15 protein-coding genes are annotated in these 10,783 nt (G+C 64.9%); 8 read left to right on the forward strand and 7 right to left on the reverse strand.

Going from position 1 to position 10,783, the window contains the following annotated elements:
• Positions 1 to 5 precede the first annotated feature (5 nt).
• The 3 genes from IV088_RS03455 (at position 6) to IV088_RS03465 (ending at position 1,917) form a co-directional block, all read left to right on the forward strand.
• Positions 6 to 644 (forward strand): response regulator, encoded by a 639-nt coding sequence (locus IV088_RS03455; RefSeq protein ID WP_291097736.1) that lies wholly within the window; start codon positions 6 to 8, stop codon positions 642 to 644.
• A gap of 104 nt (positions 645 to 748) precedes the next feature.
• On the forward strand, positions 749 to 1,240 hold the full coding sequence (locus IV088_RS03460; RefSeq protein ID WP_291097738.1) for a heme-binding protein: 492 nt from the start codon (positions 749 to 751) through the stop codon (positions 1,238 to 1,240).
• On the forward strand, positions 1,237 to 1,917 hold the full coding sequence (locus tag IV088_RS03465; protein WP_291097740.1) for an ankyrin repeat domain-containing protein: 681 nt from the start codon (positions 1,237 to 1,239) through the stop codon (positions 1,915 to 1,917). Before IV088_RS03460 ends, IV088_RS03465 begins: the two co-directional genes overlap by 4 nt.
• 297 nt (positions 1,918 to 2,214) lie before the next feature.
• On the opposite strand, the gene tyrS is transcribed toward IV088_RS03465, so the two are convergent.
• Positions 2,215 to 3,477: a tyrosine--tRNA ligase gene (tyrS, locus tag IV088_RS03470; RefSeq protein WP_291097742.1), complete on the reverse strand. Its 1,263-nt coding sequence runs from the start codon at positions 3,475 to 3,477 to the stop codon at positions 2,215 to 2,217.
• Positions 3,478 to 3,643: 166 nt separating this feature from the next.
• On the opposite strand from tyrS, the gene IV088_RS03475 reads away from it, so the two are divergent.
• The gene (locus IV088_RS03475) at positions 3,644 to 5,005 is read left to right on the forward strand and encodes a peptidoglycan DD-metalloendopeptidase family protein (RefSeq protein ID WP_367171561.1); all 1,362 of its coding nucleotides are present in this window, start codon (positions 3,644 to 3,646) and stop codon (positions 5,003 to 5,005) included.
• 69 nt (positions 5,006 to 5,074) lie between these two features.
• On the opposite strand, the gene erpA is transcribed toward IV088_RS03475, so the two are convergent.
• The 5 genes from erpA to rplM form a co-directional block, all read right to left on the reverse strand.
• The gene (gene erpA, locus IV088_RS03480) at positions 5,075 to 5,440 is read right to left on the reverse strand and encodes an iron-sulfur cluster insertion protein ErpA (RefSeq protein ID WP_086121452.1); all 366 of its coding nucleotides are present in this window, start codon (positions 5,438 to 5,440) and stop codon (positions 5,075 to 5,077) included.
• Between the two features lie 113 nt (positions 5,441 to 5,553).
• On the reverse strand, positions 5,554 to 5,952 hold the full coding sequence (locus IV088_RS03485) for a polymer-forming cytoskeletal protein (RefSeq protein ID WP_291097744.1): 399 nt from the start codon (positions 5,950 to 5,952) through the stop codon (positions 5,554 to 5,556).
• Positions 5,953 to 5,977: 25 nt separating this feature from the next.
• Entirely contained in the window at positions 5,978 to 6,685 is a 708-nt protein-coding gene (locus IV088_RS03490) for a DUF6776 family protein (protein ID WP_291097746.1), read from the reverse strand.
• A gap of 96 nt (positions 6,686 to 6,781) precedes the next feature.
• Positions 6,782 to 7,174 (reverse strand): 30S ribosomal protein S9, encoded by a 393-nt coding sequence (rpsI, locus tag IV088_RS03495; RefSeq protein ID WP_077332705.1) that lies wholly within the window; start codon positions 7,172 to 7,174, stop codon positions 6,782 to 6,784.
• A gap of 12 nt (positions 7,175 to 7,186) precedes the next feature.
• A complete protein-coding gene (gene rplM / locus IV088_RS03500; RefSeq protein ID WP_291097749.1) occupies positions 7,187 to 7,618 on the reverse strand; it encodes a 50S ribosomal protein L13 in 432 nt (143 codons plus the stop codon).
• Positions 7,619 to 7,813: 195 nt separating this feature from the next.
• Between rplM and IV088_RS03505 the strand changes: the two genes are divergently transcribed.
• On the forward strand, positions 7,814 to 8,728 hold the full coding sequence (locus tag IV088_RS03505; protein ID WP_291097751.1) for a 23S rRNA (adenine(2030)-N(6))-methyltransferase RlmJ: 915 nt from the start codon (positions 7,814 to 7,816) through the stop codon (positions 8,726 to 8,728).
• Here IV088_RS03505 and IV088_RS26315 read toward each other — a convergent pair.
• Positions 8,637 to 8,975 (reverse strand): CAP domain-containing protein, encoded by a 339-nt coding sequence (locus tag IV088_RS26315; RefSeq protein WP_367171562.1) that lies wholly within the window; start codon positions 8,973 to 8,975, stop codon positions 8,637 to 8,639. The two genes, IV088_RS03505 and IV088_RS26315, sit on opposite strands and share 92 nt — an antisense overlap.
• A gap of 346 nt (positions 8,976 to 9,321) precedes the next feature.
• Between IV088_RS26315 and paaA the strand changes: the two genes are divergently transcribed.
• The 3 genes from paaA to IV088_RS03520 all read left to right on the forward strand — a co-directional run.
• Positions 9,322 to 10,344 (forward strand): 1,2-phenylacetyl-CoA epoxidase subunit PaaA, encoded by a 1,023-nt coding sequence (paaA, locus tag IV088_RS03510; RefSeq protein ID WP_291097753.1) that lies wholly within the window; start codon positions 9,322 to 9,324, stop codon positions 10,342 to 10,344.
• Positions 10,341 to 10,649: a 1,2-phenylacetyl-CoA epoxidase subunit PaaB gene (paaB, locus tag IV088_RS03515; protein ID WP_291097755.1), complete on the forward strand. Its 309-nt coding sequence runs from the start codon at positions 10,341 to 10,343 to the stop codon at positions 10,647 to 10,649. Before paaA ends, paaB begins: the two co-directional genes overlap by 4 nt.
• A partial coding sequence (locus IV088_RS03520; RefSeq protein ID WP_291097767.1) for a Phenylacetic acid catabolic protein occupies positions 10,649 to 10,783 on the forward strand: 135 nt, incomplete at its 3' end. The genes paaB and IV088_RS03520, both read left to right, overlap by 1 nt.

Below are 10,783 nucleotides of genomic sequence, written 5' to 3' on the forward strand. Positions count from 1 at the left end.
GCCTTGTGAGCCCCACCCTGTCGCCTACCATCCACCTGATCGACGACGACGCGGCAGTGCGCGAAAGCCTCGCGCTGCTGATCGGCACCGTGGGCCTGCGCGTCACGACCTGGGCCGATCCGCAAGCGTTTCTCGACGGCTTCGACCGCGAGGCCATCGGCGCCATCGTGCTCGACGTGCGCATGCCCGGCATCAGCGGCCTGACGGTGCTCGACACCCTGGTCGCACAGGGCGTGGACCAGCCGGTGATCATGCTCACCGGGCACGGCACGGTGGAGATGTGCCGTCGTGCCTTCAAGGCCGGTGCCGCCGAGTTCCTGGAGAAACCGGTCAACGACGAGCTGCTGATCGAAGCGCTGCAGAACGCGGTGCGCCAGCACGTGCGCTCGCGCGAGCGGCACCAGGCCGACCGCGCCGCGCGCGAACGCTACGCGCAGCTCTCCGAGCGCGAGCGCGAGGTGCTGGGCCTGATCGTCGCCGGCCTGACCAACAAGGAGATCGGCCGTGCGCTCGATCTCTCGCCGCGCACGGTGGAAAGCCACCGCGCCAACCTGTTCGCCAAGCTGCAGGCCGAGTCGCTGGCGAAGCTGATCCGTCACTACGCCGCGCTGGTGGACGCCGACAGCGGTGGCAACACTCCGTAGTTCTACGGAGTGCCGCGCGTAGCCGCCCGAATGGCGGTGAAGGCGGCGAATTTTTACAGTTCTCCCACGGTTGATCGAACCGCACACACCCGAAGGAGAACCCCATGAAAGCCACCGTTTTTGCATCCGGCCTCGCCCTGTCCCTGATCACCGCTGCCGCCAGCGCGCAGGCCGTGCGCACCGAGAAGAACATGTCGCTGGACCTCGCCAACCAGATCGCCGCCGCCACCGTCGCTTCCTGCAGCGCCGCGGGCTACAACGTCACCGCCGCCGTGGTCGACCGCGCCGGCACCCTGCGCGCCCTGCAGCGCGCCGACAACGCTGGCCCACACACCCTCGGTGCCGCACAAGGCAAGGCCTACACCTCGGCCTCGGCCAAGGCGCCGACCACCGCGATGCTGGAGAACGTGCAGAAGAACCCCGGCGCCGCGACCCTGGTCGACATCCCCGGCTTCCTGATCCTGGGCGGTGGCGTGCCTGTCAAGGTCGGCAACGAGGTGATTGGCGCGGTCGGTGTGGGCGGCGCGCCCGGTGGTCACCTGGACGAGCAGTGCGCGAACGCGGGCATTGCCAAGGTCGCGGAACTGCTGAAATGAAAACGCTGTTGCTGGCCCTGTCGCTGGGCTTCGGCGGTGTGGCGGCGCAAGCCCAGGTCGCACCCAGCGCGGTCGAGGCGGCGGTCTACACCGGTCTGCACATGGCGACGCACAAGGGCGATGTGGCCAAGGTCCAGCGCCTGCTCGCATCGGGTGCGGCACCGAACGCCATCGATGGGTACGGACGCACGCCACTGCACGTGGCCACGTTCGCCCGCCAGCGCGAGGTGATCCGTGTGCTGGTGAGAGCCGGCGCCGACCTGAACCAGCTGGAAAGCGACCGCTACGACGCCGTCACCATCGCATCGGTGGCGGACGACGAAGAGACGCTGAAGGTGTTGTTGCAGCTGGGCGCTAGCGCGAAGCAGACCACCAGCCGCTACGACGGCACGGCCCTGATCGCGGCGGCACATCTGGGGCACGACGGTGTGGTGCGGCAACTGATCGCGGCGGGCGCGCCGCTGGACCATGTGAACAACCTGCACTGGACCGCCGTGATCGAATCCATCGTGCTGGGCGATAGCGGTGTGCGGCACCAGGCGACGTTGAAGGCATTGATTGACGCGGGGGCGAACCTTCAATTGGCGGACCGCAGTGGTCAGACACCCTTGGCGCTGGCGAAGGCCCGTGGGTACTCGGCCATGGTGTCGATATTGGAGAAGGCTGGGGCTCGTTGAGAGCCTTGGTTTGCTCCTGCGCTTCCTCCATGGTTGGAAGGGCTGGGGTGGCCGACTCCGCTCATGTCCCCCGGTGCCGCTGCGCGACCCCTCCTCCTTTACTTCGCTGCGTCAGCCACCCCAGTCCTTCCAACCGCGCACAAATGGGCGCGCCCACCGTGGAATGCCCATATCACCTCGGATCGGGGCGACAGCGCGTTCTGTGCAGTGAGGTAAAAGGAGGAGGACCGGCGCAGCCGGTCCGGGGACACGAACGGAACAGAGCGCGCTGGCGCCCCGATCCCGCGAGGTGCAGGTTTATGAAAGCGTGACGCGAGCAAACTTCCGCTTGCCCACCTGCACCACGTACGCACCAGCGCCCAGCTTCAGGCCCTTGTCGCTGACCACCGACGAGTCGATGCGCACACCACCACCGTCGATCAGCCGGTTCCCTTCGCCGTTGGACGCCACCAGGCCCGCCGCGTTGAGCAAGGCCGCCACGCCCATCGGTGCACCCGACAGCGAGACCTCGGGAATCTCGTCCGGCACACCGCCCTTGCTGCGGTTGATGAAATCCTGCTCGGCCGCGTCCGCCGCCGCCGCACTGTGGAATCGCGTGGTGATCTCCTTGGCCAGCATCACCTTCGCATCCTTGGGGTTGCGCCCGCCGTCGACTTCCTTCTTCAGCGCCTCGATATCCGCCAGCGACTTGAACGACAACAGCGTGAACCAGCGCCACATCAGCGTGTCGCTGATCGACAGCACCTTGGCGAACATGCTGTTCGCCTCTTCGGTGATGCCGATGTAGTTGTTCTTGGACTTCGACATCTTGTCGATGCCGTCCAGGCCTTCCAGCAGCGGCATGGTCAGGATGCACTGCGGCTCCTGGCCGTACTCCTGCTGCAGGTGACGCCCCATCAGCAGGTTGAACTTCTGGTCCGTGCCGCCCAGCTCCAGATCGGCCTTGAGTGCCACCGAGTCGTAGCCCTGCATCAGCGGGTACAGGAACTCGTGCACGCTGATCGGCGTGCCGGCCTTGAAGCGGTCGTGGAAGTCGTTGCGCTCCATCATGCGCGCCACCGTGTACTTGGCGGCCAGCTGGATCATGCCCATCGACCCCAGCGGCAGGCTCCATTCGCTGTTGTAGCGGATCTCGGTCTTGGCCGGGTCCAGCACCAGGCTGGCCTGCTTGTAGTAGGTCTCGGCGTTGGCCTTGATCTGCTCGGTGGTCAGCGGCGGGCGGGTGTTGTTGCGGCCCGAGGGGTCGCCGATCAGGCTGGTGAAGTCGCCGATCAGGAAGATCACCTGGTGCCCCAGGTCCTGCAACTGGCGCATCTTGTTGAGCACCACCGTGTGGCCGATGTGGATGTCGGGCGCGGTCGGGTCCAGCCCGAGCTTGATGCGCAGCGGCATGCCGCTGGTTTCCGACCGGACGAGCTTTTTCACCCAGTCGCCCTGAGGGATCAGCTCCTCACACCCCCGCAACGTCACCGCCAACGCTTCGCGCACACCGTCTGTCAGTTCAGCGCCGCCGACAGCCTGGTTTTGAACACCTTTGGTATCGATTTCGCTGTGATTCATAAGGGTTTTTTCAGATGCGGCATGGGGTGATGTGACTATACTTTTAGGTTTCGCGAGCCCGATTTTAGAGGGCGAGCCGTGGCCCACGTCGATGGCCCGGCTGATGCGACCCGAACACCCCTTATCGACGGGTGGCGCAGCCCGCCATTTCTGCCGGACATCGATTTTGATTTCTTCTTCCCCCAGAGACAAACTGCCCCAACTGGCACGGTCCACCCCGCAAGCGCTCCTCGACAGCCTGGCCCGCCATCCACGCCGCATCATGGCCGGTGTCGGCGTGCTGCTGCTCGGCACCGGCGTGACCGCCTTCGGCATCGCGCCGCTCGCGCCCGATGCGTCCCTGTTGCCCGTGCACGAGGTCGTGGAAGCGCTGCCCATGCGTCCGCTGGCAGACCTGGGTGTGGGGACCGTTCCATTGACGCTGTTCCGCAGCGACACCGTGCGCCGCGACGACACCGCCCAGAGCCTTCTGCAGCGTCTGGATGTGCGCGATCCCGCCGCCGTGGCCCTGCTGCAAAACGATCCGCAGGCCCGCCAGCTGTTCGAAGGCCGGACCGGCAAGCTGGTCACCGTCGAAACGAATGACCAGCAAGCGCTGCAACGCCTGAGTGCACGCTGGCTGCCGGACGATGGCCGCGTGTTTCAGCGCCTGGTGGTTGAAAACGGCCCAGAGGGGTTCAAGGTCCGCCAGGAGAGTGGCGAGCTGACCGCACAGATTCGCCTGGCCAGTGGCGTGATCCACAGTTCGCTGTTCGCCGCCACCGACGCCGCCAACCTGCCCGACAGCGTGGCCGTGCAACTGGCGGAAGTGTTCGCCAGCGACATCGATTTCCGCCGCGACCTGCGCCAGGGTGACCGCTTCAGCGTGGTCTACGAAACCCTCGACGCCGATGGCGAAACCATGCGCGCGGGCCGTGTGCTGAGTGCCGAGTTCGTCAACAACGGGCGCGCGCACGAGGCGGTGTGGTTCGAGGAACCGGGGCAGAAGGGTGCCTTCTACGGCTTCAACGGCGAGAGTTCACGCAAGTCATTCCTGGGCTCGCCCCTGGAGTTTTCGCGCGTGAGCAGCGGCTACGGCATGCGCTTTCACCCGATCTCCGGCAAACAGAAGGCCCATCTGGGCATTGACTACGCCGCCCCCACCGGCACCCCGGTGCGCACCATCGGCGATGGCGTGGTGACGTTCGCGGGCGTTCAGCGCGGTTATGGCAACGTGGTCGAGATCACCCACCGGGACAACCAGTCCACCCTCTTTGCCCACCTGAGCCGCATCGACGTGCGCACGGGCCAGAAGGTGTCGCAAGGCGACTTCGTGGGTGCCGTCGGCTCCACCGGCGCCTCCACCGGACCGCACCTGCATTTCGAGTTCCGCATCAAGGGCGTGCACCAGGACCCACTGGAGATCGCACGCCAGAGCGAGAACATCCCGATCAATCAGGCCTTCCGCGCCCGTTTCGAGGCCGTCGCCCAACAGCAGCGGCTGAGCCTCAACGCTGCGGCCACCTTGCAGCAAGCCAGCGCCGAATGAGCGTGCGCCGTCGAGCGGCGTAAAAAAAGGAGCGCATCGCGCTCCTTTTTCATTGGCGGTCCAGCGATCTCAGACACTGAAGCTGGATCCGCAACCGCAGGTGGTGGAGGCGTTGGGGTTCTTGATCACGAACTGAGCGCCTTCCAAGTCTTCCTTGTAGTCAATCTCAGCGCCCACCAGGTACTGGTAGCTCATCGCGTCGATCAGCAGCGACACGCCGTTCTTGGTCATCGTCGTGTCGTCTTCGTTGACCACTTCGTCAAACGTGAAGCCGTACTGGAACCCCGAGCACCCGCCGCCCTGCACGAACACGCGCAGTTTCAGGTCGGGATTGCCTTCTTCGGCCACCAGCTCGGCCACTTTCGCAGCGGCACTGTCGGTGAAGACCAGCGGTGCTGGCATGTCGGTCTGGATGTTTTCGGCGACGGCGCTCATGCGTGTCCTTGAATGGTGGGATTCGGGCTTTGACCCAAGTCCGAAAGGGGTGTCGTGAATGCCCTTCACTCACGACGAAATGCAATGCTATAGCAAAACGCTCGGGATTGTGCTCAACCGTTGTTTGCCGCCAGCTTCAGTGTGGGTTTGTCTTCGAGGCCGCCGGTCATGGGCCTGAGCTGGCCGGAGATCGTGGCGCCCTGGTGCATTTCCAGCGCCTTGTAGGACACATCCCCTTCGATGCGCGCCTTGGGCTGCAGCTCCAGCAGGTCAAAGGCAAACACGGGGCCCTTGACGGTGCCATTGATGATGACGTGATCGGCATGAATCTGCCCGCTCACGCTCGCCGACTCGCTGATCACCAGAATGCTGGACTGCTCGTCGCTCGCGCGGATGTCGCCGACCACTTCACCGTCCACGCGAAGCCCGTCGTGAAACACCACGTTGCCTTCAATGCGGGTTCCCTGGGCGATCAGGCTTTTGATGGGGGGTTGTTTTTTCTTGCCAAACATGGGGGATTCTCGGGAACGACGTTGGTCAGAGTTTGATGGTGTGCAGAACCTTCACGGCCCCGCCCTGCAGGATTTTTGCGGTCACGGTTTTTACCACGGCCTGCGGCGGAACGTCCACGAGGCCTTCCTGACGCAAATAGCCTTTGATCAGCACCGGTGAAGGCGCTGGCGCCTGCAATGCGGTCCACGGCCGGCCATCCAGCGTGCCGGTGAAACTCACTTCCAGTTGCCCCTTGAACTCGGGGGCATTTTTTTCCGCCTGAATCATCAGGACCTGCCATTTGAGCTGCGCTTCAGCCACCCGCTCGATCTGCAAGCCACGGATGCTCAGGGCATCGCTTCCGGTGCCGGGAATCAGGCGTTCGAAAAACCCCAGGTCACTGCGCAGCGTCTGGTTGTCGGCCTGCAACTGGCCGATCTGCAGCATCAACTGCCCCTGCGCGGCCTTCTCGGCCGTCAGCAGGCTTTCGGACGTGTTGACGATCGACTGCGCCTTGCCCAGATCGGCGCGCAGCGCCTGCACCTCTTGGCGCAATTGCTCCAGTTCCTGTTTGGCGTTGCGCTCCAGCCCGGCAATCTCTTTGCCGAACTCAAAGGCCCACAACGCCAGTGCGCCCGAGAACCCCAGCACCACAGCCGCGAGCAACCAGCGAAGCGGCCAGGGCGTCGCACTGCGGATCGCCATGCGCGGCGCACTCACCGTCATTCTTCTGCGCAACAGGCGCAACCTCATGAGCCGACCCCTTCAACAGGAAAACAGGCCACAGAAAACAAAAACCGCCCCAAGCCAGGCTTGAAGGCGGTTTCTGCGGCAGAGACCAGGCGCTGGTTAGCGCTTGCTGAACTGCTTGGCGCGGCGTGCGGAACGCAGACCGACCTTCTTACGTTCGACTTCGCGGGCATCGCGGGTCACGAAGCCGGCTTGCGACAGACCGGACTTGAGCGTGGCGTCGTAGTCGATCAGGGCGCGGGTGATGCCGTGACGCACCGCACCGGCCTGGCCGGATTCGCCACCGCCGTGCACGTTGACCATCACGTCGAAAGTCTCGGCGTGGTTGGTCAGCAGCAGGGGCTGCTTGCAGATCATGATGGAGGTCTCGCGGCCGAAGTAGGCCTGGATGTCCTTGCCATTGACCACGATCTGGCCGGAGCCTTTTTTCAGAAACACGCGGGCGACGCTGGATTTGCGACGGCCGGTGCCATTGTTCCATTCACCAATCATCTCAAGGCTCCTTTAGAGTTCCAGCACTTGCGGCTGTTGGGCGGTGTGCGGGTGCTCTGCACCGCCGTACACCTTGAGCTTCTTGATCATGGCGTAGCCGAGCGGGCCCTTGGGCAGCATGCCCTTGACGGCCTTCTCGAGCGCGCGGCCGGGGTGCTTGGCCTGCATGTCGCGGAAGTTGGTGGCATAGATACCGCCGGGATAGCCCGAGTGGCGGTAATAGATCTTGTCGGTGGACTTGGTGCCCGTGACACGGATCTTGGATGCGTTGATGATGACGATGAAGTCACCGGTATCGACGTGAGGCGTGTAAATGGCCTTGTGTTTGCCGCGCAAACGGAGAGCAACTTCGCTGGCTACTCGTCCGAGGACCTTGTCGGTCGCGTCAATCACAAACCACTCGTGCTTCACGTCAGCTGGTTTGGCGCTGAACGTAGTAGTCATGAGTTTTCTCTGCAAAGAGGTGGTTTGGCGGGCTCTTTTCCACGGTCGGTTCTTCTCTGATGGAAGACTCTTAGGTGGGATTTGATGCTTCGTCGCGGAGCCACTGAATCGCTGCGAAGCCTTTGATTGTACGATTTTTGGGCATGGCGTGGCAAGTAGTGCCCGGCCAACCCGGGCCGGCGCTACCATTCAGGCATGTTCAGTTACCGACACGCCTTCCACGCAGGCAACCACGCCGATGTGCTCAAGCACATCACTTTGATCGCCACCCTGCGCCACCTGATGCAGAAAGAGGCGGGCATCACGTTGATCGACACCCACGCCGGGGCCGGGCTCTACCGGCTGGACGGCGACTACACGGAAACCGGCGGCGAGGCCAAGGACGGTGTGGTCAAGCTGATGGCCGCGCTGCGCCCGGCGGGGGCGGCGCCGGTGCCCGCCGCGCCGGCCATCGACGACTACCTGGACCTGATCACCAGCTTCAACCCCTCGGGCCTGCTGCGTGTCTACCCCGGATCGCCGTTTGTGCTGCATTCGCTGCTGCGCACCGAGTCGCGCGACAAGCTCAAGCTGTTCGAACTGCACCCCACCGACAGCCGCACGCTGACGGCCAACATCGGCCAACTCGAAGCGGGCCGCCAGATCGCGGTGGCGCTGCAGGACGGTTTTGAAGGCGTCAAACCTTTGCTGCCGCCGCCGCCATCGGCCACCGGCTCCAAGCGCGCGGCCGTCCTGATCGACCCCAGCTACGAGATCAAAAGCGATTATGGAAAAGTGAGCGCCTGCATACAGGAAATCATGCGCCGCTTTCCGACCGGCACCTACCTGGTCTGGTACCCCATCATTCCGAGGCCCGAGGCGCATGATCTTCCCCGGCGCCTCAAGACGCTGGCCAACCAGGCCCAGCGGCCATGGCTGAACGCCACCCTGGCCATCGGCCAGGACCCCACCGACGGCCCGGACGACCGGCCCGGCCTGACCGCCAGCGGCATGTTTGTCATCAACCCGCCGCACACGCTCAAGGCGGCACTGCAGGCCGCACTGCCCCAGCTGCTGACCCACCTCGGGCGCGGCCGGGGCAAGGCGCAGTCGCTCGACACGGGCGGCTGACCGCCACGCAGGCTCGGGGCCGCGTCAGAACCAAGGCCCAATAAGGGACATGGGGATGGGCCGGCTGCAGCACGCAGCCGACGCCCACCTCGTCGAAGTCGCGGCTCATCAGGTCGCTGCAGTGGCCAGGGCTGGACAGCCAGCCCGCGACCACCCCCTCCACCGTGGGCTCGCCCACCGTCAGGTTTTCACCCACCAAGGTCCAGGCATAGCCCTCAGCGGGCACCCGCTGGGCCAGCACCCGCACATCCGTGGCTGGGCGCGGGCGGCGTTGATCCGCGCCTCCAGCGCCGCGCGCAAGCCGGGCAGAGCACAACGGGTCTGGCGATCCACAGCCTCACCCAGCGCCAGGGCCGCGAACAACAAGGCCCCCGCAGCCACCGCCGACCGGCCCGCGGCCCTCCACGAAAACGGAATCCAGGTCGTGCAGGCCTTGTTCATGAACATGGCGCCACTGTAAAGACAGCGAAGACAGGCGCCCCCGGAAAAACCCTGATCGCCCTCACCCCAATTAACCAACCGATCGGTCGGTTAATTGCATATACTGCCGTCTCACCCCATCAGGCACCCGGTTCCGGGGGCAGGAGACCCGCATGTACACCCAATCCTTTTCGGTCGCCGACAGCGAAACCAAGCCCGGGCTGAAGGCCGTCGCGGCACCCGCCAGCGCCGAAGACGCCGCGCTGCAGGCGTATTTCGACACCGTGATCGACGCCGACGGCAAGGTCGAGCCGCGCGACTGGATGCCCGAGGCCTACCGCAAGACCCTGGTGCGCCAGATCAGCCAGCACGCGCACAGCGAAATCGTGGGCATGCTGCCCGAGGGCAACTGGATCAGCCGCGCACCCAGCCTCAAGCGCAAGGCCATCCTGATCGCCAAGGTGCAGGACGAGGGTGGGCACGGCCTCTACCTGTATTCCGCAGCCGAAACCCTGGGCACCAGCCGCGACCAGATGCTGGACGCCCTGCACAGCGGCAAGGCCAAGTACAGCTCCATCTTCAACTACCCGACGCTCAACTGGGCCGACGTCGGCGTGATCGGCTGGCTGGTGGACGGCGCGGCGATCATGAACCAGATCCCGCTGTGCCGCTGCTCGTATGGGCCGTATGCCCGCGCCATGATCCGCGTCTGCAAGGAAGAGAGCTTCCACCAGCGCCAGGGCTACGAGGCCCTGCTGGTGATGATGCAGGGCACGGCCGAGCAGAAGGCCATGGTGCAGGACGCGGTGAACCGCTGGTGGTGGAAGTGCCTGGCCATGTTCGGCCCGCCCGACGCCGACAGCCCCAACAGCGTGCAGGGCATGCGCTGGGGCATCAAGCGCATTTCCAACGACGACCTGCGCCAGAAGTTCGTGGACGCGACCGTTCCGCAGGCCGAGGTGCTGGGCGTGACGCTGCCCGACCCCGACCTGAAGTGGAACGAAGCTCGCGGCCACTGGGACTACGGCCCCATCGACTGGGACGAGTTCTGGGCCGTGGTCAACGGCCACGGCCCCTGCAACAAGGAACGCCTGGCCACCCGCGTGAAAGCCCACGAGCAAGGCCAGTGGGTGCGCGACGCCGCCATGGCCCACGCCGCCAGACAGCAAGCCCGCAACCTGAAGGAGGCCGCATGACCGCGCCCGCATCGACTCCCGCACTGAAAGAATGGCCGCTCTGGGAAGTGTTCGTCCGCAGCAAGCAGGGCCTGGAGCACAAACACTGCGGCAGCCTGCACGCCAGCGACGCGCAGCACGCACTGCAGATGGCGCGCGACGTGTACACCCGCCGCCAAGAAGGCGTGAGCATCTGGGTGCTGCCGTCCAACGCCATCACCGCCAGCGAACCTGACAGCAAGGACAGCTTCTTTGACCCCGCGGCGGACAAGATCTACCGCCATCCCACGTTCTACGAGATCCCGGAAAAAGTGGGGCACATGTGATGGCTGCGCCAGTTGACTACCTGCTGCACCTCGCCGACAACGCCCTGGTGCTGGGCCAGCGCAACGCGGAGTGGTGCGGCCACGGCCCCATCCTCGAAGAAGACCTGGCCCTGGCCAACAACAGCCTGGACCTG

Origin of the sequence: Hydrogenophaga sp. (assembly GCF_018780075.1) — a bacterium.
Taxonomy (GTDB): Bacteria; Pseudomonadota; Gammaproteobacteria; order Burkholderiales; family Burkholderiaceae_C; genus Hydrogenophaga.